The sequence below is a fragment of the Nitrospiraceae bacterium genome (genome assembly GCA_019637075.1).
Classification (GTDB): domain Bacteria; phylum Nitrospirota; class Nitrospiria; order Nitrospirales; family Nitrospiraceae; genus JAHBWI01.
In genome coordinates this window covers 666049-690097 of record JAHBWI010000001.1, presented here as the reverse complement: position 1 = coordinate 690097, position 24049 = coordinate 666049, and the positions used below count along the sequence as shown (strand labels likewise).

Annotated in this window: 20 protein-coding genes and 1 tRNA gene; 9 read left to right on the top strand and 12 right to left on the bottom strand. The window is 60.2% G+C overall.

The window, feature by feature from the left end; all coding sequences use genetic code 11:
* The first annotated feature begins 55 nt into the window (after positions 1-55).
* From deoC to KF814_03255, 6 genes are all read left to right on the top strand, one after another.
* Entirely contained in the window at positions 56-745 is a 690-nt protein-coding gene (deoC, locus tag KF814_03280; GenBank protein ID MBX3235151.1) for a deoxyribose-phosphate aldolase, read from the top strand.
* Between the two features lie 27 nt (positions 746-772).
* Positions 773-1099, top strand: coding sequence for a PilZ domain-containing protein (locus tag KF814_03275; protein MBX3235150.1), 327 nt, complete (start codon positions 773-775; stop codon positions 1097-1099).
* A gap of 63 nt (positions 1100-1162) precedes the next feature.
* Positions 1163-2317 carry a phosphopentomutase gene (locus KF814_03270; GenBank protein MBX3235149.1) on the top strand — a complete coding sequence of 385 codons (1155 nt, stop codon included), beginning with the start codon at positions 1163-1165 and terminating at the stop codon, positions 2315-2317.
* 11 nt (positions 2318-2328) lie between these two features.
* Complete coding sequence (locus KF814_03265) at positions 2329-2793, top strand: RidA family protein (protein MBX3235148.1); 465 nt, start codon at positions 2329-2331, stop codon at positions 2791-2793.
* Between the two features lie 235 nt (positions 2794-3028).
* The gene (locus tag KF814_03260) at positions 3029-4705 is read left to right on the top strand and encodes an IPT/TIG domain-containing protein (GenBank protein MBX3235147.1); all 1677 of its coding nucleotides are present in this window, start codon (positions 3029-3031) and stop codon (positions 4703-4705) included.
* 2 nt (positions 4706-4707) lie between these two features.
* Positions 4708-5688 carry a hypothetical protein gene (locus KF814_03255; GenBank protein ID MBX3235146.1) on the top strand — a complete coding sequence of 327 codons (981 nt, stop codon included), beginning with the start codon at positions 4708-4710 and terminating at the stop codon, positions 5686-5688.
* Positions 5689-5694: 6 nt separating this feature from the next.
* On the opposite strand, the gene KF814_03250 is transcribed toward KF814_03255, so the two are convergent.
* The 9 genes from KF814_03250 to KF814_03210 form a co-directional block, all read right to left on the bottom strand.
* The gene (locus KF814_03250) at positions 5695-6432 is read right to left on the bottom strand and encodes a 16S rRNA (uracil(1498)-N(3))-methyltransferase (protein ID MBX3235145.1); all 738 of its coding nucleotides are present in this window, start codon (positions 6430-6432) and stop codon (positions 5695-5697) included.
* Between the two features lie 31 nt (positions 6433-6463).
* On the bottom strand, positions 6464-7576 hold the full coding sequence (gene dnaJ / locus KF814_03245) for a molecular chaperone DnaJ (GenBank protein MBX3235144.1): 1113 nt from the start codon (positions 7574-7576) through the stop codon (positions 6464-6466).
* 81 nt (positions 7577-7657) lie between these two features.
* Positions 7658-9589 carry a molecular chaperone DnaK gene (dnaK, locus tag KF814_03240; protein MBX3235143.1) on the bottom strand — a complete coding sequence of 644 codons (1932 nt, stop codon included), beginning with the start codon at positions 9587-9589 and terminating at the stop codon, positions 7658-7660.
* 46 nt (positions 9590-9635) lie between these two features.
* Positions 9636-10193, bottom strand: coding sequence for a nucleotide exchange factor GrpE (gene grpE, locus KF814_03235; GenBank protein ID MBX3235142.1), 558 nt, complete (start codon positions 10191-10193; stop codon positions 9636-9638).
* A gap of 127 nt (positions 10194-10320) precedes the next feature.
* Positions 10321-11091, bottom strand: coding sequence for a type III pantothenate kinase (locus KF814_03230; GenBank protein MBX3235141.1), 771 nt, complete (start codon positions 11089-11091; stop codon positions 10321-10323).
* A gap of 32 nt (positions 11092-11123) precedes the next feature.
* Positions 11124-11975: a biotin--[acetyl-CoA-carboxylase] ligase gene (locus KF814_03225; GenBank protein MBX3235140.1), complete on the bottom strand. Its 852-nt coding sequence runs from the start codon at positions 11973-11975 to the stop codon at positions 11124-11126.
* An 11-nt stretch (positions 11976-11986) separates the two neighbouring features.
* Positions 11987-12868 carry a carboxylating nicotinate-nucleotide diphosphorylase gene (nadC, locus tag KF814_03220; protein ID MBX3235139.1) on the bottom strand — a complete coding sequence of 294 codons (882 nt, stop codon included), beginning with the start codon at positions 12866-12868 and terminating at the stop codon, positions 11987-11989.
* A complete protein-coding gene (locus KF814_03215) occupies positions 12865-15612 on the bottom strand; it encodes a valine--tRNA ligase (protein ID MBX3235138.1) in 2748 nt (915 codons plus the stop codon). Before KF814_03215 ends, nadC begins: the two co-directional genes overlap by 4 nt.
* Before the next feature lie 387 nt (positions 15613-15999).
* Entirely contained in the window at positions 16000-17166 is a 1167-nt protein-coding gene (locus KF814_03210; GenBank protein MBX3235137.1) for a response regulator, read from the bottom strand.
* 312 nt (positions 17167-17478) lie between these two features.
* Between KF814_03210 and KF814_03205 the strand changes: the two genes are divergently transcribed.
* Entirely contained in the window at positions 17479-18207 is a 729-nt protein-coding gene (locus KF814_03205) for an HAD-IA family hydrolase (protein ID MBX3235136.1), read from the top strand.
* Here the strand turns inward: KF814_03205 and KF814_03200 are convergent.
* On the bottom strand, positions 18193-18924 hold the full coding sequence (locus tag KF814_03200; GenBank protein MBX3235135.1) for an NAD-dependent deacylase: 732 nt from the start codon (positions 18922-18924) through the stop codon (positions 18193-18195). The two genes, KF814_03205 and KF814_03200, sit on opposite strands and share 15 nt — an antisense overlap.
* Positions 18925-19016: 92 nt before the next feature.
* Between KF814_03200 and KF814_03195 the strand changes: the two genes are divergently transcribed.
* A complete protein-coding gene (locus tag KF814_03195; GenBank protein MBX3235134.1) occupies positions 19017-20369 on the top strand; it encodes a 2-dehydropantoate 2-reductase in 1353 nt (450 codons plus the stop codon).
* Positions 20370-20394: 25 nt separating this feature from the next.
* Here KF814_03195 and KF814_03190 read toward each other — a convergent pair whose 3' ends face one another.
* Positions 20395-21780 carry an MATE family efflux transporter gene (locus KF814_03190; GenBank protein ID MBX3235133.1) on the bottom strand — a complete coding sequence of 462 codons (1386 nt, stop codon included), beginning with the start codon at positions 21778-21780 and terminating at the stop codon, positions 20395-20397.
* Positions 21781-21906: 126 nt separating this feature from the next.
* Between KF814_03190 and KF814_03185 the strand changes: the two genes are divergently transcribed.
* Complete coding sequence (locus tag KF814_03185) at positions 21907-23436, top strand: DUF2779 domain-containing protein (protein ID MBX3235132.1); 1530 nt, start codon at positions 21907-21909, stop codon at positions 23434-23436.
* Between the two features lie 453 nt (positions 23437-23889).
* On the opposite strand, the gene KF814_03180 is transcribed toward KF814_03185, so the two are convergent.
* A tRNA-Ser gene (locus tag KF814_03180) sits at positions 23890-23979 on the bottom strand.
* Positions 23980-24049 lie beyond the last annotated feature (70 nt).

Below are 24049 nucleotides of genomic sequence, written 5' to 3'. Positions count from 1 at the left end.
CCCGCTCACGAGCCCAGGTTCGATCGCATCGACATACTGAAAGGGCATACGCACGATGAAGCAAGTCAGTTGGATGGAGGCGCTGCCGATATATCTCGACCATACGGTCTTGCGACCCGAAGCGACGAAGACGGATGTGCTGCGGCTCTGTGCCGAAGCGAAGTCGTTGGACTTCCGTGTGATCTTCATTCCTCCCTGCTATATCGATGAAGCAGTGGCGGCTGTGGCCGGAACCGGGATTCGGGTGGGGATTCCGGTTGGATTCCCCTTGGGGGGCCATACGACGAAGATGAAGGTGGCCGAGGCGGTCGAGGGTGTGGAGCGGGGCGCGACGGTGCTCGACATGGTGATCAATGTCAGCCGCCTTAAATCCGGAGATTACGATCTCGTGCGCTCCGATATGATGGAAGTCGTCAGGGCCACGCCGAAGGCCGAGCACAAGGTCATTCTGGAGACATGCCTGTTGACGCGGGATGAAAAGATTGCGGCCTGTCGATTGGCGGTTGAGGCCGGGATGGACTATGTGAAGACCTCCACGGGATTTTCCCAGGCCGGAGCGACGGTGGAAGATGTCCGGCTGATGGTGGAGGCCGTGGCTGGCCGAGCGAAGGTCAAAGCGTCGGGCGGCATTCGGGACTGGAAGTCGACGATGGCCATGTTAGAGGCCGGGGCAGACCGGATCGGTACGAGCGCCAGCCTGAAGATTCTCGAAGAGTGGCGGGCCGCACAACCGTCCCGTTGCTGAATCGGCGACGATCGGAGGGGGCGCAACGTGGGCGAAGCGCGCAAGCACCACCGTATCAGCTGTCGTTGTCCCGTGGCGTTTTCGAGCGAGGAAATCGAAGGCGAGGGTGTCGTTTACAACCTGGGGCTCGGCGGGTGTGCGGTGGAGACTGAGGTTGCTCTGGGGGACGAGGGCTACATCACCCTGTCCATCACGCCGGCACCGGGAATCTCGCCGGTGCAGATCGAATTAGCTCGAGTTCGCTGGGCAACCCGCAGAGAATTCGGCGTCGAGTTCCTCACCGTCCCCAGCAAGGACGAGCGTCGGTTGGAAGATTTTGTGCGCAGCCACGGGCCGACTCCTGCCGAGCATTGATTCCCCACGCCAATTCCAGTCGAGAAACTTGCTCGTTCTGCGGAATTTGATATAGTGCGCCCCATGATTACCCGAATCCTGCTCCTTGCCGTCGACGGTTTGGGTGTCGGCGAACTTCCCGATGCTGAAGCCTACGGTGACGGCGGCTGCAACACGTTGCAGCGACTGGCCGCGACGGCGGACGGGCTGTTCCTACCCAACCTCGAACAGTTGGGGCTCGGTCATCTCGGATCGTTTCGAGGGATTCGCGCAATTGCCCAACCGGAAGGCTGTTTCGGTCGTCTGGGTTTCATCACCAAAGGCAAGAATTCCCTCACCGGCCATTGGGAATTGGCCGGCTACGTTATTGAAGAAGCGTATCAGCCCTGCAGCACCTTTACGCCAGAACTCGCGACGGCGCTCGAGGCGGCGATCGGCCAGAAGACGTTGGGCAACGGCACCGCGGTCGGCACCGAATTGATTCCGGAACTCGACAGTCGGCATCGGGCATCCGGGATGCCCATCGCCTGGGTGGATAGCACCGGGACGATCTTCTTGGCGGCGCACGAACAGGTCCTTCCGGCAGAAGAACTCTACAAATTGGCGCGTGAAGCCAGGCGGCTCTTGAAGAGCCTAGCGTCGGTAATTCGCGTCGTGGCCTATCCTTTCAGCGGGCGGCCCGGTCACGTCGTGCTTTCGGACCGCCGCCGTGACTTTGCCGTGGAACCGGCCGGCCCCACCCTTCTGGATCAATTGAGCCGCGCAAGCCAGCCTGTGATCGGGGTGGGTAAAGTCGGTGATCTGTTCAGCGGCCGCGGGGTCACGCGTTCGATTCCGCTGATGCAGCCCGAGGCGGTCATGGATGAAATCGTCGGCATGTTCACGAAAGTGCCGCGCGGGCTGATTTATGCCAGCATTTCACTGCTGAGCCTTGATCTGCAGGGTACGGTCGACGCCTTTCAACAGTTCGATCGGCGCCTGCGCGAAATCCAGGAGTCGTTGAAGCAGGGCGATCTTTTGATCGTCACGGGTGATCACGGGTTTGACTGCGCCAGGCCCAAACCAGGTCATTCCCGGGAATATGTGCCCTGCCTTGTCACCGGTCCAAAGTTGGCGCGCGGCGTGAATTTGGGGACGAGGACTTCCGCGGCCGATCTAGCGCAGACGATCGGGGAAGCTTTACATGCCACCAGGTTGCCCTGGGGTGATAGTTTCCTGGACGCCTTGCGTTCGGGGTAAAGGAGTATGCGATGTCCGCTGAAGCGGCGCTGAAGAATCTCGGGATCGCTTTGCCGGCACCTCCCAAACCGGTGGCGAGCTATGTCCCGGCCGTGCTCGCAGGGGATCTGTTGTTCCTGAGCGGGGTGTTGCCCTTTCGCGACGGCAAGGTCGCCGTGACCGGGAAGCTGGGAAAGGACCTGGACGTGGAGCGCGGCGCAGAGGCGGCACGTGTGGCGCTGCTGAATTCTTTGGCGATCGTGCGGGCCGAGTTGGGATCCCTGGATCGCGTCAAGCGGATTGTGCGGGTCGTGGGACATGTGGCCTCCGCTGAAGGCTTCGTGCAACAACCTGCCGTGATCAACGGCGCGTCAGATCTGCTCGTGCAAATCTTCGGGGAATCCGGGCGCCATGCCCGTGTCGCGCTGGGGGCGGCCGAATTGCCGTTGAATGCCTCCATCGAGCTGGAATTGCTCGTGCAAGTCTCCGCTGCCTGATTCCATTTCCTTCCGTCTTGTCTTGCCTGCGGTTGCCTTGACAGCAAAAAAAACAGCTTGTTATAGTCCGTGAGTCCCTTTGCTTGACGCTGTACCCCCCTTCCGGCCTCTCCGCCTTAGTTGCGTGGGGTTGTGTGCCACGTGACGGGGCCTCATGCCCGAGGACCTGGTTTCATCATGAGCCGGTACGCCACGGGCGACAACCTTCTTTGCTGACACAAGGGAGTCACACCCCATGAGAGATATCATGGCGTCCATCGGCAGCCTGACCGGATTGACCCTTGCGATGTGGGCCGGCGTGGCCCTGGCGGAATCACCTGTGCTGACGCCTGCCGCCGCCGTTCCCGGCGCGACGATTTCCATCACCGGAAAGGGCTTCGGCGCGTACAAGTCCCCGCAGTTCAACAAGGTCTCTTTCAAGGGCGTGCCCGCGCTGGTTCAGCGCTGGGAGTCCGATCTCATTGAAGTGAAGGTCCCATCGAAAGCCGGCAATGGGCCGGTCGATGTCGTCATCGGCAAGAAAAAGCTGAGCGCGGGATCCTTCTCGGTGCTGCAGCCAAGCATCCGGTCCGTGACACCGACGGAAGCGGAACGGGGCAGCATCATCGAAATCCTCGGCGAACACTTCGGCAACACGGCGGGCCCACGGGACCCCAATTCCATCTTCGGCGTCAACGATGTGCTGATCGGCGGTGTGCCGGTTCGCGCGCGGAAATGGCGCGACGACAAGATCGATGTGGAGCTGCCGACCAACGTGCAGAACGGTGACGTCGTTGTGCGCCTTGCCTCCTCGGATCCGTTGCCCGACGGTTCCTGCTGTGCACCTGTGCAACATACGGTGAGCAACTCCGCCTCGGTGAAGCTGTTGGCTTCCATCCGCGTCGATCCGATGGCGGGGCCGGTCGGGACGAAGGTCGTCTTGTTCGGACGTGATTTCGGGGCAACACGCACTCCGCAAGATAGCATCACCATCGGGAATCAGGTGACGGCAATCGCAAGCTGGTCCGACACGGCGATCGTGGTGCACGTGCCGCTGGATGCGCAGAGCGGGCCGATGGTTCTGACGCGCAATGGTCAGGCCCGTAACCTGGGAACCTTTACCGTGCATACACCGAAGGCCACTTCGGTGAGCCCGGCGAGTGCGCCGGTTGGGACCTTGCTACGCATTAACGGCGAACATTTCGGCTTTTATTCCGAAAGCGGGGCGACGCCGTATAACTTCATGGACTTCAGCAAGGGAGACAATCGCGTCGAGATCGGCGGCGTACCGGCCATCGTGTATCGCTGGCATGACGACCGTATCGACGTGTGGGTTCCGTTCAGCGTCAAGAGCGGGCCGGTGGTGGTGAAGCGGGGTGGAAATAAGGCCAATCCCGACGGGACCTGTTGCGCGTCGCATGGCGTCGTGGAGACGGAGGCCGGCACGTTCACCGTGGCGCAGCCGATGATCTCTTCCTACAGCCCGAAGTCGGCCGGTCTCGACGAGACGGTCACGATCACCGGTACCGGATTTGGAACATTCCTGAAGACTGCCGAGGCGAGCAAGGTCGGGATTACAGACAGCATCTACGCGCGCACAAGCCCGGAACTCGAGGAGAATGTGTCGCGAACGGAAGTGCTGTTCAACGGCATTGCGGCGGTCGTGCTGAGTTGGACGGATACCGAGATCAAAGTGCGTGTTCCCAGGCGGCATATTGTCGGCTTCGGCAAGCCGGGCGAATACTTGCCTGACACGATGACCGGCCCGCTGATCGTCCGTCGCGGCTCGTGGGATCTGCGCGCCGACGGGACATGCTGTGGCCCGAAGCAGTGGATCACTTTGGAGGCCGGTTCCTTTACCATCGAGCCGAAGGGCATTCCCGATCAGGGGTATTGGCAGAATAACCGTCCGGAATCCAGCACCAATCAATGAACATGAAGCCGACGCGTCACGGGTTTCTCGCGGCGGTTCTTTCCGCCTGCACGATGCTGTCCATCCAGGGATGGGCAACCTCAGTCCATGCCGATCCACGAGTTACCGTCGTGGCCCAAAAGAGCGGGTCAGAAGCCACGTTTCTAGGTGTCCATTTCTTCACTGCTCAGGTGGGATGGGCGGTAGGGTCCGGTGGAATCGTCCTGAAGACGATCGATGGCGGAAAGAAATGGAAAAAGGTCGCCAGCGGGACGACGGCACTCTTGACGGCAGTCCATTTTGTCGATGCCAAACAGGGGTGGATCGTCGGGGCGAACGGCACGGTCCGCGTGAGTCGTGATGGGGGGGAAACCTGGGCTTCGCAAGTCGTCCCCACGCAGGCGCCGTTGTATGGGATTGCCTTTCGCTCGGCTCGGGAGGGGTGGGTGGTCGGTGGAAACGGGACGATCCTCGCCACGAAAGATGGCGGTGTGACTTGGAACGATCAGTCCAGCGGCACCGGTGCCGCACTGCATGCCGTGGTGTTTTCGAGCGAACGGCACGGCGCTATCGTCGGCGCGTTAGGCGCGATTCTCATTACGAACGATGGGGGCCAGAGTTGGCAGGTGCAAGACAGTCGGAGTTCCGCAACGTTTTTTGACGTGGCGTTTACGGACGACATGAACGGATGGGCAGTCGGGAATGCCGGAGCGCTCTTTCAGACGACCGACGGTGGGACCAGGTGGGCCGATCGTACGTTACCCTGTGGCCGGACCTGCAGCAAATTGACCGACCTGATTCGCGTTCGCTTCACGAGCCCGCAGCAGGGGTGGATTGTCGGCGAGCGGGGACAGATCTTGCGGACCATCGATGCAGGGTTCAATTGGGTTGAGTCGGAGAATCCCGTGAAGCGATCGCTGATGGCCCTGACCTTCCCATCCCCCGGCTCCGGCTGGGCAGCCGGTGAAGGCGGGACCATTCTCGCACTGCAGTCAGTTCCATAGCGGCCTCTATCCGAGACGTCCCACGCGACATTGCAGAATACTCACCGCCGCAATGGCCGCAGTTTCCGCACGAAGGATTTGCGCGCCCAGCGCGATGGCCTGTCCTCCGTGCCGTTGAGCCGCGTCGATCTCCTCCTCTGCCCAGCCTCCTTCCGGCCCCACGGCCACTGCCACCAGGTCGACTGGCTCGACCGGCAAAGGAACATCCCATAGGCGAGCGCCGCCGTGCCGTTCGAGGAGGACCATCACATAGGGGGTGGGAGGGGCGGCAAAGAATGTACGGGCTTCGACCGGCTCCTGGATGAGCGGAAGACGCCATTGCTCCGATTGTTGAGCCGCCTCGGTGAGAATTCGCTGCCAGCGTGCCAGTTGAGCTGCAATACGGTCTTCACGCGGCCGGACGACCCCATGCCGGGCAATCAAAGGAATGATTGAGGCAACCCCTAGCTCGCCGGCCTTCTGAATCACCCAGTCCATATGGTCGCCCTTGAGGATCGCTTGCGCGAGCAGCAAGGACGGACCCTGTTGCGGAGGAGCCTCGGCCTGCGCAACAATCCTGAGGGAGAGGGAGGATTTTGCTACTTGGTCTACCGACGTCCGGTACCGTCGCCCACGGTCGTCCGTCAACAGGACGGTCTCACCCTGTTTGATCCGTAAGCTCGCGGTGAGATGGTGGCATAGCTCGCCGGTGAGAAGGATTCGGTCATCCTGAACGGCATCTGCGCGGATGAAGAACGCCGGCATGGCTGGTCAGATGATAGGGGAAAAAGCGCGTTCACTCGAAGAAGGTCTTCATCTTGTCGAAGAATCCGTCGCTGTCGCGATCCTGGGCATAGCCGCTTTCTTTTCCGAATTCCTCGAGCAGTTCCTTCTGTTTCTGGCTCAGCTTCGTGGGGATCTCGATCTTGATGGTAAACAGCTGATCACCCGTATGGCCACCCTTGAGGCTGGGGAATCCCAATCCTTTCAATCGCAACGTCTTGTCCGGCTGAGTGCCGGCCGGAACTTTGATCAAGGTCTTGCCCTTCAGCGTGGGCACCTCAACTCGTCCGCCGAGCGAGGCCGTGACGAGATTGACCGGAAGGTCGCACACGATATCCTGCCCCTCGCGCCGGAACAGTGAGTGGGGTTTCACGTTGATCGCTACGTAGAGATCGCCGGGGGGGCCGCCTTGGACGCCATGCTCGCCTTCGTTGGACAGCCGCAAACGCATTCCTGATTCGATTCCCGGCGGTATCTGCACGGAGAGCGTCCGTTCAGCGCGAATTCGTTGACGTCCGCTGCAGGTGTTACAGGGCTCGGTGATGATTTGGCCGGCGCCCTCGCACTGTCCGCAGGGGCGGCTCACGCTGAAGAATCCCTGTTGAAAGCGCATTTGCCCTTGGCCTTTACAGGCCGGGCACATCTTCACGGCAGTGGCCGACCGCGCGCCGGTCCCTTTACAGTCTGCGCAGGTTTCCCAACGAGGAATCTTGAGCTTCGCATCCTTCCCGAAGACGGATTCCTCGAAGGTAATCTCGAGGTTGTATTGAAGGTCGTTTCCTCGCTCCGCCCGGGCTCGGCCTCTCGGAGTGCCGAAGAAATCCTCAAAAATATCGTTGAAGATGTCGCCGAAACCGCCCTGACCGAAGTCGAAGCCTTCGGGGCCGCCCTGCGGTCCGCCTGCATGGCCGAAGGTATCGTACCGGCGCCGCTTTTCCTGATCGCTCAGGACTTCGTAGGCCTCATTGATTTCCTTGAACTTCTCTTCCGCCTTTTTCTTCTGATCGTGCGCGGTATGGAGGTCGGGGTGAAATTGGCGAGCGAGTTTACGATACGCCTTCTTCAGTTCCTCTTCGGAGGCGTTCCGCTCAACACCGAGGGTTTCGTAGTAGTCGCGCTTGGCCACTGGGGATGATTCTTGGAGTGGATTGCAGGAAGACCGAACTTCAGTTTGGAGGAGTTCGGTCTTCCATACTGCCTTGTGAGCTTACTTTTTGTCCTTATCGACTTCTTCGAATTCAGCGTCGACGACCTTTTCGTCGGTCTTCGCATGCTCGCCTCCGCCGTCGCCGGCCGAGGAGGCTTCGGGGCCCGCTCCGGGACCGGCTGACGCTGAAGCCTTCTTGTACATTTCTTCAGCGAGCTTGTGGGACGCCGTCGTCAAGGTTTGTGTTGCGGATTCGATGGCCTCCGGTTCGGTTCCTTCCATCGCTTTCCGCAAGGCGGTGATGGCGTCGGTGATCTTGGTCTTGTCGTCCTCGGCGATCTTGTCGCCGTGTTCCTTGAGGTTCTTTTCGGTGCTGTAGATCAAGGAATCCGCCTGGTTTTTGGCTTCCGCCACCCGACGCCGTTTCTTGTCGTCTTCGGTGTGGGATTGGGCATCCTTCACCAGCTTTTCAACATCTTCTTTGCTCAAGCCGCTGGAGGCGGTGATCTTGATGGACTGTTCCTTTTGGGTCGCGAGATCCTTGGCCGAGACGTGCACGATGCCGTTGGCGTCGATATCGAATGTCACTTCCACCTGCGGCATACCGCGGGGAGCCGGAGGAATGCCGACGAGATCAAACTGCCCCAACAACTTATTGTCGTTGGCCATTTCGCGTTCGCCTTGGAAGACTCGGATCGTGACGGCGGTCTGGTTGTCCGCGGCCGTCGAGAAGACCTGGCTTTTCTTCGTGGGGATGGTGGTGTTGCGCTCGATCAACTTCGTGAAGACGCCGCCGAGCGTCTCGATGCCCAGCGAGAGCGGGGTGACGTCCAAGAGCAGCACGTCCTTTACCTCGCCCTTGAGCACGCCGCCCTGAATGCCGGCGCCAATGGCCACGACTTCGTCTGGGTTCACACCGCGATGCGGCTCTTTTCCGAAGAATTCCTTCACGACCTGGATCACCTTGGGCATCCGGGTCATTCCACCCACGAGCACCACTTCATGCACATCCTTGGCGCTCACCCCGGCGTCGGACATCGCCTTCCTGCAGGGTTCGATCGTCCGCTGGATCAGGTCATCGACGAGCTGTTCCAATTTGGCACGGGACAGTTTGGTGACCAGGTGTTTCGGTCCGCTGGCATCCGCCGTAATGAACGGCAGGTTGATTTCCGTTTCTTGCGAGGATGAGAGTTCGATTTTGGCGCGTTCCGCGGCTTCCTTCAACCGCTGCAGGGCCATCCGGTCTTTGCGCAGATCGATCCCTTGATCTTTCCTGAACTCCTCGACGAGCCAATCCATAACGCGAAGGTCAAAGTCGTCGCCACCGAGGTAGGTATCGCCGTTGGTGGATTTCACTTCGAAGACTCCTTCACCGATCTCCAACACGGAGACGTCGAAGGTACCGCCGCCGAGGTCGTAGACCACGATGCGTTCGTCCTTTTTCTTATCCAACCCGTAAGCCAACGAGGCGGCAGTCGGCTCGTTGATGATGCGAAGGACGTTGAGTCCGGCGATCTGCCCCGCGTCCTTCGTGGCTTGCCGCTGGCTGTCGTCGAAGTAGGCCGGTACGGTGATGACGGCTTCCGTGACCTTCTCGCCGAGATAATCTTCGGCGGTCTGCCGCATCTTCTGAAGGATCATGGCCGACACTTCCGGCGGGCTGTAACGCTTGCCGCGCAATTCGACGTGCGCATCGCCGTTGTCCGCTTCGACCACCTTGTAGGGGAGGCGTTTCATCGCTTCTTGGACCTCGCGGCTGCGGAACTTGCGTCCCATCAGGCGCTTGACCGAGAAGATGGTGTTTTCCGGATTGGTGATGGCCTGGCGTTTGGCGATCTGACCGACGAGCCGCTCGCTCTTGTCGGTGATGGCCACGACCGAGGGGGTCGTGCGGCTGCCTTCCGCGTTGGCGATGACGACTGGATCACCACCGCTCATGATGGCGACGCAGGAATTGGTGGTGCCGAGGTCTATTCCGATGACTTTGCCCATGGGTTGGCTCCTTGGCGATATTGCGGTTCAATAAATAGTCGTGATGCTACTGAGATGCCCCGGTCGAGACGCTCACCATGGCGGCCCGCAAGATCCGATCGTGGAGAAAGTAGCCTTTTTGGTACTCTTCCACGACGTGGTTTTCAGGCACGGTGTCCGACGGAACCTGTGCCACCGCTTGCTGGGAGGCCGGATCGAAGGGCTGTCCCACACTGTCCACCGGTTTGACTCCGAATTTGGTGATGGCCCCGACGAGTTGCTTGAGCGTCAGCTCGACTCCCTGTATCAGGGGATCGGATGTGCTGTGGCCCTTTGCCGACTTGATCGCGCGCTCCAGATTGTCGATGACCGGAAGCAATTCCTTCAGAATCTGCTCGTTCCCAAATTTCACCTGGTCTCGCTGATCGCGCTGCGCCAGCCGCTTGTAGTTATCGAATTCGGCAGCCAAGCGCAGATACCGATCATTCCAGCCCTTGCACTCCTCCGTCTTGGCCGCGAGGGCCTGTTGGAGATCTCCCGCTGCAATGGATTCTTCCGCAGCCGAATCAGAGGTGGTGGCGTCCAAGTTCTCAATACTACTGGGGTTCTTGTCTTCTTCAGTCACGGTATGTCCTTGTTCGGGTGGAAGATAGCCACAGCTAAATCGAAGTCAACAGGGAATCAGAAGATTTTGGTCATTTTTCGAGTCGGAAGGCCCAAGTCGAGGTTAGACGAAGACTCACTCGCGACGATCAGGCCTTTCGGTTACGACGATACAGGAACTCGAGCCCTTCCAGCGTTAGATCGGGGAGGATTTCCTGGATCGATTCGGTTTCCTTCGCAATGACGGGGGCAAGCCCCCCAGTGGCAATGACGCGGCAGGTCTGTCCGAGTTCCCGTTCCATCCGACGAACGATGCCGTCCACGAGGCCGACATACCCGAACAGGAGTCCGCTTTGAATGCCGCCCACGGTATCGATGCCGATCACCGTCTTGGGGCGGATGATTTCCACCTTCGGCAGCTTGGCCGTACGAGAGAACAGGGCATCGGCAGAAATCCCAAGCCCTGGGGCGATGACGCCGCCGAGATATTCCCCGGCCTTGGTCACGGCGCAAAAGGTTGTCGCGGTGCCAAAATCCACGATGATCAGGTCGGTGCGGTATCGGGCATAGGCAGCGGCGGCATTTACGATGCGGTCGCTGCCGATTTCCCGGGGGTTGGCATAGCGCAGGGTCAGCCCGGAATCGATGTCCATGGACACGATCAGCGGCGTCTGATGGAAAAACCGCTGCACCATGGTCTCGAAGGTGGCAGTAAGGGCCGGCACGACGCTGGACAAGATGCACCCGTCGATGTGCGCCGGTGTGAGGCCGTGGGCTTCGAGCAGATTCAGAAACAAGACACCGTACTCGTCGTCGGTCCGTCTGGCATCGGTTGCGAGACGCCAGTCGTTTTTCAGAGTTGACCCTTCGAACAGGCCCCAGACTACATTGGTGTTGCCGATATCGATCGTAAGCAGCATTGTCGTCAGTGTAGCTGATCAGTGCTCTGGTTTCACCCTCTCAAATGCACGACGTCCGCACTACGGACCTCAATAGTGCGATCATCTTCGTCACCGGTACCGCTGGGGTGCACGGCAACTCTCAAATGCCCATCCTCGCCGATCGACAAGGCCTTCCCTTCCACCTGTTCCTGCTGGCTGAATGTGATGCGCACGTGTTTGCCGAGCGTATCGCATCGTCGGCTGAACTCGGCAGCCAGCTCATCAGGTCCCTCCCTCCAGAGAAGGTCCAAGCGCCGTTCCAATTCCAGAAGCAGATCGGCCACAAGCTCCGTGCGATCGACGGGACGATGGAGTTCGGCGGAGAGGGAGGTGGCGGTTGCCTGGAGATCTTCCGGCAAGTCCGCTGGGTCACTGTTGATGTTCAGGCCGATCCCCACGATGACGGCGCTCTGTTTGTCCGCTGTGTTCGTTTGTTCGCACAGAATGCCTCCGACCTTCTTTCCCTTAATCATCACATCATTCGGCCATTTGACGACGACCGGCAGGTTGCCTTGCCGAGCCAAGGCATCGGCGGCAGCCAGGGCGCTGGCAAGGGGAGTCCACGATAGGGCGTGAAGCGGAGTGCCTGTGCCGGCTCCGGACGCCAGGATGAGCGAACAGTAGATATTACCTTCGGCCGGCGAATGCCACGATCGGCCGCGACGGCCTCGTCCGGCTCGCTGGCTTTCCGCAAGAATGACCATCCCGTGCGGAACCGGTGCCTCTCTGAACTGCTGCACGTGACGGAGGGCGTCGGCGTTGGTTGAGTCTGTCTGTGGAAGGTAGCGCAGCGTCCGGCCGAAGCATCTTGTGGTCAATGACCGACGAAGACGATCCATGTTGAGCGGATCGGTTAGCGGCACAGCAGGTTCCTTCAGCGGCGCCGGCGGCCTGTTCTCGGGAGGGGAAAGAGATCCATGCTCAAATTCACGGCCGGGGCGGAATGGGTGAGTGCGCCGACCGAAATGAAGTCCGGTCGCGCCTGAGCCATGCGTCTAACCGTGCTGAGCGTAATGCCGCCGGACACTTCGATTTTGGCTTGCCCCTTGATGACCGCCACGGCCTTCCGCACCATCGCGGGAGACATGTTGTCCAGCAGGATGACATCGGCGCGACCGGCCAGCGCCTGCCGCACTTCCTCCAGGGTCTTGGCCTCAACCTCGACCAGAAACTTTCTGCGGGATCGGTTGCGAGCTCTCAGACAGGCCTCGGTCACATTTCCGCTCTCCGCGTGCAGCAGTGCCAAGTGGTTATCCTTGATGAGGATCGCGTCGCCCAGCGAGAAGCGATGGTTGCGGCCGCCGCCCAGGGCCACGGCCCACTTTTCCAACCGCCTGAGTCCTGGGGTCGTTTTCCTAGTATCGAGAATGGCCGTGCGAAGCCCGCGGACTGCTGCACAGAAGGCGGCAGTAAGGGTGGCGACGCCGGACAGTCGCTGAAGAAAGTTGACGGCGACACGCTCCGCCATCAGCAGCGAGCGTCCGTCGCCTTCGATTGTCATGACGACGGCGCCGCGCTTGAGCACCGTGCCGTCTGCCACACTTTGGGTAACGCGCAATAAAGCGTCGACTGTGCGGAAGACTTCACGAGCCACGGCCACGCCTGCCACCGTAATCGGTTGGTGGGCGACAATGGTGGCTCGGGCGCGAATCGGAGAGGGAAACAGGGCTTGAGTCGTGACGTCGCCCTGAGCGAGGTCCTCCGCCAGGGCCGCCTGTACGACGGTGTGGAGGTGGGCGCGCGGGATCGGTTTCATGTGCCGAGCTCAGCAAGCATGCGGCGGATCTGGGCTTCACTGCTTTCGAGGATGGCCTGGTCCTTGCGTAGGGTCGAAAGGCGCTGACGTTGCTCAACCACGACTTCCGGTGGAGCCTTGGCCACGAACTCTTGATTGGAGAGTTTACCGTTCAATCGGTCTGCTTCTTTTCTGCCGTCCTCGAGCTGTTTCTTGATCCGGTCGAGCACCTTCTGAAGTTCTACATCGCCCTCGACGCTGACACCGACAGAGAGACCTTCGGCCACCAGCCGTAGCGTACGCTGGGCCGGCCATGAATCGGCCGGTTTCACGGCAACGGTGCCTCGGGCGAGGTGGGCGATATGGCTTTGGATCTTGGTCAGAGCTTGCTCGTCACGGGCTTCTGCACCGATAGCATGGAACGTGAGCGGTTGACCGGGCGGACAATTGAGGAGCGAGCGTCCCATTCGTGCCGTACTCACAGTGCGGTCGAGGAGGGCGAAGAGCGCTTCGGTCTCTTGCGATTCCCACTCCGCCCGAGCGACCGGGAAGGGCCTGCGGACGATGCTTTCGCCCTCGTGCGGTAGGGTCTGCCAGATCTCTTCGGTGATAAAGGGCATGAAAGGATGCAACAGCCGCTGGACGGTTTCGAAGGTTTCGACCAGCGTGCAGCGGGCTTCGGCCGCCTGTTCACTTGCAGGGTTTTGTAAGGCCGGTTTGATCAGTTCCAGGTACCAATCGCAGTACTCATGCCAAACGAACTGGTAGAGCGCGCTCGCAGCGCGATCGAACCGGTACTGTTCCAGTTCCTCGGTCACGGTCCTGATCGTTGAATTGAGTCGGCTCAGGATCCAGCGGTTTGGAAACGAGCGCTGGGCCGGTGGGGTCGAGGATCGTTCACCCTCGAGATTCATCAGGATAAATCGGGCTGCGTTCCAAATTTTGTTGGCAAAATTGCGGTAGCCCTCGATGCGTTCCTCGGCCAACTTGACGTCGCGCCCTGGGGAAGACATTGAGGCGAGCGTAAAGCGCAGCGCATCGGTGCCGAACTGGTCCATCACGTGCAGCGGATCGATCACGTTGCCTTTGGACTTGCTCATCTTTTGTCCTTCGGCATCGCGCACCAAGGCGTGGATATACACGTCGCGGAAGGGTACATCGCCCATGAACTTAAGCCCCATCATGATCATGCGGGCGACCCAGAAGAACAGAATGTCGAGGCCGGTGACGAGTGTGGAGGTCGGATAGAACGCTTTCAATTCCGCTGTCTGTTTCGGCCATCCGAAGGTCGAGAACGGCCACAAGGCCGATGAGAACCAGGTATCGAGCACATCCGGGTCTTGGACGAGCCCGCCGCTGTGACCGTTTGGACAGGTCTGCGGTGCCGTCTTCGCCACGATCGCCTTCGCATCGGAGGGAATGAGCGGTGCTCCGTCGGAAGCGCGCCGTAGGAATGGGGTGCCGTAGCAAGTTTCACAATACCAAGCCGGGATTTGGTGACCCCACCAGATTTGCCGCGAGACGCACCAGTCTTTTATATCCCGCATCCAACCAAGATAATTATTTTTCCAGGTTTCCGGGATGATCCGGACGCGTCCGTCTTCCACGACCTGCACGGCCGGTTCGGCCAACGGCTTGATCTTCACGAACCATTGATCCGACAGCAGCGGCTCGACCACCGTCTTGCAGCGATAGCACTTGCCCAGCGCCATCTTGTGGGGTTCGATCTTTTCGAGCAGCCCTCGTTCCGTCAGCAGTTGCTCAACCTTCGGCCTGGCCTTGGCGGCGGGCAATCCTTCCAGCATCCCGGCCAGGGCGGGATCGGGCAGCGTGCCCGCCAAACGCAGGGCCGCATGCACGTCCATCATCTTGATGCGAGGCAGCCCATTCCGGTTGCCAGCCTCAAAGTCGTTGAAGTCGTGCGCCGGGGTGATCTTCACCGCGCCGGTACCGAACTCACGATCCACCAGGATCGGATCGCCGATGATCGGAATCTCTCGAGTAGTCAAGGGCAACCGCACCCGTGTTCCGATGAGCGCGTTGTAGCGATCGTCCTCCGGGTGCACTGCCACGGCAGTATCGCCTAGGAGCGTTTCCGGTCGAGTGGTGGCCACCAACAGGTATCGGGAAGGGTCGTCGGCCAACGGATAGCGAATCGTATAGAGTTTGCCGGTGATGTCCTCGTGTTCGACTTCGATATCCGACAGGGCTGTCAGGCAGCGGGGGCACCAATTGATGAGCCGTTCGCCGCGGTACAGAAGACCGTCCTGGTGTAGTCGCACAAAGACTTCGCGCACCGCTTCGGAGAGGCCCTCATCCATCGTGAATCGTTCGCGTTCCCAGTCACAGGATGCTCCGAGCCGCTTGAGCTGTGAGATGATCGTGCCGCCGGATTTCTCCTTCCACTGCCACACGCGTTTCAGGAATTCCTCCCGCCCAAGCGATTCCCGCGTGGTACCTTCCGCCTGCAGTTGCCGTTCGACCACGTTTTGCGTGGCGATGCCGGCATGGTCGGTGCCGGGCATCCAGAGGCAGTTGCGGCCTTGCATACGGCGCCAGCGCACCAGGATGTCCTGGAGCGTGTTATTGAGCGCATGGCCTACGTGAAGCGAGCCCGTCACGTTCGGGGGAGGAATCACGATGCTGAAGGGCTTGCCCTTGTGAGGCAGCGCGGCGTGAAAGATCCCTGCGTCGATCCAGCGCTGATACCAGCGATCCTCGACTTGCCGGGGTGTGTAGACTTTTTCGAGTTGGGGGCCAGACATATTCGTTGGGACACGGATTGTAAGCGGGCGGCATCTTAGCACGCGGCCTGCCGGCTCTCAAGGTAAACGCGGGATAGATTCGAGGATCGCAGAGGTTGTGGAGTGGTAAAGCGCTATGTTATACAACGGCCGCCGGATGTGCGGTATTCAGCCGTATCCGGTCTGACTACTTCTTTGAGGAGGCATGATGGCGAGGGGACGCGAGAAAGATCGGAAAGTGCGGAAGAAGCACCGGAAGAACGTGGAGCGGGTCAAGAGACTGGCTCGGACGCGGCGCGCGGCGGCGAAGAAGGCGAAACGGGCGTAGTCAGGATCGACGCCTGGTGTCTCTCGGGACGGATGGAACAGGCGTCGGTTCCATTCCTCAACGCCTCGTAGTCCGGCCTGTCAGTCCGCAGCACTCAACCGCTTGATCTCTTCCCGCACATGGGTCTCTGCCACATCCGGTACGATCCGCTGAACCGCCTGTTGGATCTGTTCCTTTGCCATGCCGCGGACGGTACTCTCTGCCGTTTCCCGTGCATGGGCAGCGGCGGCCTGCCGTACCTCGTCCTTCACCAGCTGATCGATCGAGCCGAACTGTGCCCGTACGGTGCTCGGCAGACGAGTCTCCACCAGGGAGTCAGTCAGTTCTCGCACCAGCTTCTCCGTCGATTGCTCGATCAACGGTGGAGCTACTTCCGAAACCGTGCGTCGTACGGCCGACTCCATGGCGCCAGTCTGTTCCGTCGAGTGACGGCTGAGTTCTTCCTGCACCAATTCGCGCAAGACGGTTTTCATCTTTTCTGGTGAGAAGCCGGCGGCCAATTGCTTGGCCACCTCGTCTTGCACGGCTGCCTGTACGGCGACCTTGACCTGTCCGTTCACTTCTTTGGCAATCGCGGCCGGCAGCAATTCGGCAATTTTTGTGTCCGCTTGTTGCATGGCTGATTGGAGCAGATGATCGAAGAGCCCCTTCATCATTTCTTCGCCGCCGAAACTGGTATTTTGCGTGGCGGCGGCCGTTGTTCTGGCTGATGCTGGCGTCATGGTTGTCGACTCCTTGGCAAGGTCGCCGGGCAGGGCGTCATCCTCGATCGCGGATGAATCCATCGGATGATCCGCGTCGTCTTCGTTGTCGGTAGCCGTCGTGATCGGCGGCCACTGGCGCTTCTTCGAGGCGTTGGCTCCGGCATTTTTGGCGCTGCTGCCGGAGAGCACGCCTCGGATGGTTTCCAGCAACTGTTCTCTTTGAAAAGGCTTCTTTATTAGGGATCGGACACCGAGTGAGCGGAGCTTGCTTTCGTCGAGCCGGTCGGTGGCATCAACCAGCGACACGATCAAGGTTTCGGCCAGGTTGTCCTGCTTCCCAACCTCTTTGCAGAATCCTGAAAAGGTGATGTTGTCGAGATGGTAGTCGGCGATGATGAGGGCCGGCGTCAGCTTCCGGGCTGCATCGAGCGCGGTGGGCCCATCTTGGAACGCAATGACCTCGTAACCCTCCGGTGCAGAAATCTGTTCCACCATGCGACGCACGGCGGGACTGCTGTCGACGACGAAGATGGTCGAGCCCATCCGATCACCTGCTTTCTACAATTGAATCGAAGCTAACAAAGGGGTCTGGAACTGTCAAAGAAAAGGCCGAATTCTGCGAGCTTTGACATACTCGCACCGGCTCCCTAGAATCCAACCTCTGTGCCAGCACAGGCACCAGTGCAGCACTGATAAGTCCGCTGATTCCGGTGGAAAATTCGACCGCTTGATATTGGGGAGAGACCCTAATGGTCAGTGGGGGCTCCTTCGATGCCGCTGAACGGCTGCGCGCGGACAATCTTGTCCGGCAGCCGGTGAGGGCCTCGCGCAGAGGCTGAAGGGAAGGAATTGGCGATGGAGACCGGGCCATATCAGGTCGTGTTCTTTGATGCGGCAGGGACGTTGTTTCACATCCAAGGTTCCGTGGCGGAGATCTATCTCCACCATGCCGAACGGCATGGATTCAAGAAAACCGGAGAGTCATTGAATGCCATCAAGACGGCGTTTACCAGGGCTTTTTCCGAAGCGCCGCCTCCGGTATTTGCGGTACATGAGCCGGCGGCGATCAAGCAATCCGAACGGCTCTGGTGGTTCGATATCGTCCACAATGTGTTCTACCGGGTGGGCATGTTTGAAGGCTTCGATGATTTCTTCGAAGAGGTATTCGAAGTATTTGAGCGGCCGGAAACCTGGCGGCTGTATCCGGAGACCCTGACTGTCTTGAAAACCTTGAAGGAGGGCGGATATGAGCTCGGCATCATCTCGAATTTCGACTCGCGCCTGTTTCCGATCCTGCGCGGCCTCGGGATTGCCGACTACTTCGATACCATCACGATTTCAAGCCTGGCCCACGCGGCCAAACCTTCCACCCGAATTTTCCAGGAAGCCTTGGATAAACATGCGGCCGATCCGGGCGAAGCTCTCCATATCGGGGACAGTGTGCGGGAGGATGTGCAAGGCGCGTTGAATGCCGGTTTAGCGGCCGTGCACGTGGCACGCGGGGAGAAGGGCGGAGCAGTGCCGGGATCACACACGATTACCACGTTGACGGATTTGCTGCCGCTGTTGTCAGGTCGGCAGTAACAGCGGGACCAGGTCCTTCGCGCGGCCCTGCAGGGCCGCGTCGACCAGTTCGGAGTGAGGAGTGGGATCGAGATTGATTTCCGCGACGAACGCTCCGGCGGACTTGGCGACAGACGCGAATCCGGCAGCGGGATAGACGACGCCGGAGGTCCCGATGATCAGGCAGACCTCGCAATTCTGCAGCGCTCGGTAGCTCTGTTGCAGATCCTCTTCCGCGAGCGATTCCCCAAACCAGACAATGTGCGGTCTGAGCAATCCGCGGCAAGTACGGCACGTGGGCAGGATCGGGATCGGCACTTCCCGGTTTTCGGTGACGGAATGGCAGGCGGTGCACCGAACCATCCAGATGTTGCCGTGAATCTCGGACAGTTGGGTCGAGCCGGCGTCGCGATGGAGGCCGTCCACGTTCTGTGTGATCAACCAAAACCGGTCGAGGCGCCGTTCCAGTTCGACGAGGGCCTGATGTGCCGGATTCGGCCCTTTCGTCGAAATCAGTTCTCTTCGCCAGTTGTACCACTCCCAGACCAACCGAGGGTCCCGTTCAAAGGCTTCCGGTGTCGCCAGGTCTTCGGGGCGAAAGCTACGCCAAAGCCCGTCGGCTCCGCGGAAGGTCGGGACGCCGCTGTCAGCCGAAATGCCGGCGCCGGTCAAAACGGTGACGGACGAGGCTGCCGCCAATTTGGATTGGATAAGGCCGAGCGTTGATCCGCTTCCCATATTGCGGGTCCAGTGAGGGAGAGTCCCTGTTTCGCACGCGCAGGCGCATGCTATAGTACGCGCCTCGCGAAGGCAAACGAGTGGAGCATGGCATGAAACAGATCATGGTCGTCGGAGCAGGGTCGGTCGGCGGATATTTCGGAGCGCAACTCGCCAAGAGCAATCCCAATGTGTCGTTCCTGCTACGTCATCGAACGCTCGAGGCGGTCAAGCAGCGTGGTCTCACGATTCGCAGCGCGAAGGGCACGTTTACCGTCCATCCGCCCGCCGCCTCCGATCCACGGCAGCTTCCTGCGCCGGACCTGGTAATTCTGGGGGTCAAGGCCTACGACCTCGATGAGGTGATGGCCCAGCTCGAGCCGGTCCTCACCGACAAGACAATCATTCTCACGTTGCAGAACGGGATCGACACCGAGGATCGCATTCTTGCTCGTCTCCAGCGTGACTGCGTGGTCGGTGGAGTGGCCTTCATTTATTCGAAGATCGTCGAGCCGGGAGTCATCGATCATTATAAGCGCGGGGCCGTGGCTATCGGCGAGTTGATGGGGCACCAGAGCGACCGGCTGCTGCGGATCGCCGAGGTCTTCAAACAGGCCGGGGTCTCCTGTCAGATCAGCGACGATATCCGGAAGAGCAAGTGGGAGAAAATGTGCTGGAACTGCGTCTTCAACCCGGTCACCGTGTTGATCGACGACAAGGTCGCGAAGGCGTTGGACAATCCCGAGATGATGGGCGTGATTCGCCAGATCGTCGGAGAGGTCGCGGCGATCTCGGCTGCGCTTAAGGTCCCGTTGGCGCCTGATATGGCGGAGAAGGTCGTGAAGTGGACCCAGGAGATCCGTGACATCCATACGTCCATGTATGACGACTGGAAGGCCAAACGGCCGACGGAAATCGATTATTTGAACGGCTATATCGTGCGAATGGGACGCCAACTTGGCATTCCGACACCGGTGAACGAAGCGCTGACGGCGATGATTAAGGCGGTGACGGAAAAGGAAGTTTCCGGTCCGGGCGTCGTTCGGATCGACGGCGCGGTCGTGCAGCCTGTATCGTTGACCCGCGCAGCTTTGGTGCAGCTGCCGAAGGAACAGCAGGTCGAGGATATCGGCGTCGTCATGCCGGGGATGACGGGACGGGCGGTGCGGGTCAGCGGCCTTTTGGAGGTGCCGGCGTTGGGTGTGAATGCCGACCATGTGACATTCCATTCGCTCGACGGGAAATATGCCGCGACGCTGACGCTCCAACAGGCGCGGGAGTTTGGGTTGCTCTTGTATGAACTCGACGGGGCGCCGCTGCCGGACGGCAAGGGCGGACCTTACCGCCTCGTCACCCCGGGTTTGGGTGATCTCTGCGCGAATGTGAAGGGTGTCGGCCGCATCGAAGTACGGGTGGGCTCCGGCAAAGATACGCGGCCGCCGGCTGAAGAGCGCACGCATTGTTAGAGACAAGGATTCGCCAGACGGCCGGTCAGCGCAGGACTTGTATCGCTTTCCAGCGTTCCGACCGATAGCGCCAGAGCATCAGAACCATCCGCAGCGTCCAGTCTGCGATCATCGCCAGCCAGACGTAGAACACCCCCAGTTGCAGCCACGCGCCCGCGACAAACGCGATCGGGACGCGAACGGCCCACATGCCGATCATCGTGGCAACCATGATGAAGCGGGTATCTCCGGCTCCGCGTAGCGAGCCGGCCAAGACCATCGTCAGGGCCAACGGGACCTGGAGGAGCGCCACGATCTGGAGGAAGACCGTTCCCAGATCGATCACTGCCTCGTCGCTGGTAAAGGCGCGGAGCAGCGCGTAGGGGAAAAAGAAGAACACCAACCCCATCCCGGACATCACGAACGTCGCCATTCGATTGGCTTCCCAATTTTCGATCTTCGCGCGCTGATACTTGCCGGCGCCGATACTTTGGCCCACCATCGTTGCGGCGGCAATGGCAAAGCCGTAGCCGGGGAGAAACGACAAGGATTCAATCGAGAGCCCGACTTGATGGGCTGCGTAGGACACGGTCCCGTAGATCAGGACGATCTTGGTGTAGACGAGAATACCGGCCTGTTGGACGATCCGTTCTCCTGACACCGGTGCCCCGATATGCCAGATCGTGCGCACGAGGTCCCATCGCACTAAGGCGGAACTCCGAAACAGGGGCCGGCACCGATGAACGAGAAACGCCGTGCCTATCGCCTCGGCGATTCCCACCGCCATGGCGGCGCCCTTCACGCCGAATGCCGGGAGACCCCAGAGCCCATAGATGAGCGGGTAGGCCACCAAGACGTGCAGCGCGTTGACGAGGATCATGGCGTACATTGGCGTCCTCGTGTCGCCGGTGCCCTGTAACAGAGATGAGAGCACTTGAAGAAAGACCGTGAAGGGAATCACGAGAAAGATCAGCGTCGAGTAGGGCATTGCCAGCGCGATGACTTCCGGCTGTGCACCGAGCAACTCCATTGCCAGGCGATTGAGTGAGAGGCCAAATCCCACCAACAGCATCGAGGCCAGCATGGCCAACCAGAGGAAATGGCGGGCGGCCTGACCGGCATCCTCATGACGCCGCGCGCCCCAGAGTTGGGCAATGACCACGTTCGTTCCGACGGAGAGTCCCGAAACCAGCGTGGTGGCAATGAACGCCAGGAGCTGGCCAAGTCCCACGGCGGCGATGGGGATCGCCCCGAGGCCTCCCACTAAAAATACGGCGATGATGCCCTCGGTTCGCTGCAACAGGCTGCTGACCGTGACCGGCAACGCCAGCGTCATGACCGAACGGCGGATTTGTGCAACACGGTTTGCCATGGTCGCGCATAGTAACAGGATGCTGAAAATGGCCGCCACCCGCGGGGACGAAGATCGCATACCTTCGTGCGTATGGCGGATAAGGGGAGGGCATGCGCCCAGTTTCGCCCCGGCCATCAGACGGGTACCATACGTTCCCGGCTGTGCAGGGCTGGACAACCGCGCAGGGCTTCGGTAGCCTGCATCATGTCCATGCCGATTCTGCCGGAGCCTTTGCCTCGCCCTGCGTATCGTCTGTCCAAGTCCCGGTACCTGTCCGGTCTCCAATGCCACAAGCGTTTATATCTGGAAATCCACCGCCCCGATTTGGCGACGCCGCCTGATGCCGCGACCCAGGCCATCCTCGACATGGGTACGGACCTTGGCGAGTGGGCCAGACGGCGATTTTCCGGCGGACGATTGGTAACGGCGGGTTATCGCCAGTCACGCGAGGCGTTGGAGCAGACGGCCACGTTATTGGCTGATCCCACTGTGCCGGCGATTTTCGAAGGCGCGTTTCAATTCAACGACGTGCTGGTGCGTGTCGATGTGCTCGAGCGGGTTGGGACGGATGAGGAGGGGCAGCCGACCTGGCGTTTGATCGAGGTGAAGTCGTCCACTCGCCAGAAACCGACGCATCTGGACGATTTGACTATCCAGAGCTACGTGCTCCAGGGTGCCGGGGTGAGACTGGCAGAGATTTGTCTCATGCACGTGAACACCCAGTATGTGTTCGACGGGTGCGCCATCGATCTCGAAGCCCTGTTCTCCATTCGCCCTCTCACCGAGACGATCCGTGGCCAGTTGGCGACGGTTGAGCCCCGCCTGCAAGCCATGAAGGAGCTGCTCGCGTCGGGGCAGGTTCCGGCCATCGAGCCGGGCGAACATTGCCGGAGTCCTTACGAGTGCCCCTTCTGGGACCACTGCACGCAGGACAAATCGCCACGCTGGATCTTTCGTCTTCCGGGAAGCAAGAAGACCTTTGCACACTTGATTCTGAAGGGGATCGACACGATCGATCAGATTCCGGACGAAGTGGAGTTGTCGCCGGTGCAGCGGCTGGTCAAGGAACAGAAGGAATGGATCGGCTCCGGGCTGCGGCAGGCGCTGGATACGGTACGGTTTCCAGTCCATCACCTCGACTTCGAGACCTTCATGCCGGCGGTGCCGAAGTATGCGAACACCAGGCCCTACGAAGTGTTGCCGATTCAGTGGTCCGACCACATCGAACGAGCGGACGGGACGCTGGACCATGCGGAATATCTCAGCCGTGACGCGCGGGATGCGAGAGAAGAGTTGGTCGTGGCGTTGCTGGAGGCGTTGGGCCGTGAGGGCAGCATCTGTGTCTACTCCAGCTATGAACGGTCGATCCTCGAGCGCATGGCGGAAATCTTCCCCGCCCTTCGCCCGAACATTAGAAAAGTCATCGCCAGGCTGTGGGATCTTCACGAGGTAGTCAAGATGCATTACTTTCATCCGGACTTCGGCGGATCCTACTCGATCAAAACCGTGCTACCGGCCGTAGTGCCGTCCTTGAGCTACGAAGATTTGGAGATCAGGGACGGAGGGGTAGCGGCCCGTGAATACTATCGGATGGTCTTTGAACTCAGCGACTGGGTGGAACGAACCAGGATTGAAGAGGCGCTGTTGCGCTACTGTGCCCGCGACACGCTGGCGATGGTAGAATTGCGGCGTGAGTTGAAGCGGAAGGTCTCGGCTCGCGATCTGCCGGTTTGAATCCCACTGCCGACGCCGACAGCCCTGTCTTGGGAGGGCTGTCGGAACCTGTCCCTCGTACCTAGGCCCGTCCCCGTTTCTTGACCCACTTCACCACGTTGATGCAGGTGGTTTCGATCTTCTCGTCCGCCATCAGGGCAATGCCCGCGATGGCCAGCACCGTCATCGCAAATCCAAATTCGGTATGTTCGAACATGGGCACCTCCAGTGAGGAGGCCACAGTAGCCTGCTTTGCCTTGGGCTCCTAGGTCACTAGAGGAGGGGGATGGCCCTGACTTGGGTGGGGCAAGGGAAGCTGTTCGCGGCCTTGCCTGCCCCTAGGCTGGAAGCCTGCGTCTGTTCAACGACTTGCACGGTCGGTCTGCGGGCCAAGCAAATCGAGAAGAGTACACGAGGGGGAGTATTCCGTCGCTGGGACGTATTAAGAAGGCTCCGGGTCGAGCGAGCTCTGTATGGCGGAGAGGGTGGGATTCGAACCCACGGTCGAGTTACCCCGACTACGGTTTTCGAGACCGTCCGATTCGGCCACTCTCGCACCTCTCCTGCCCTGGCCGGTCAAGGGGGGCAGCTTAACCTGCCGGCTCGCCGTTTTCAAATAAAATCATGCGTTTGG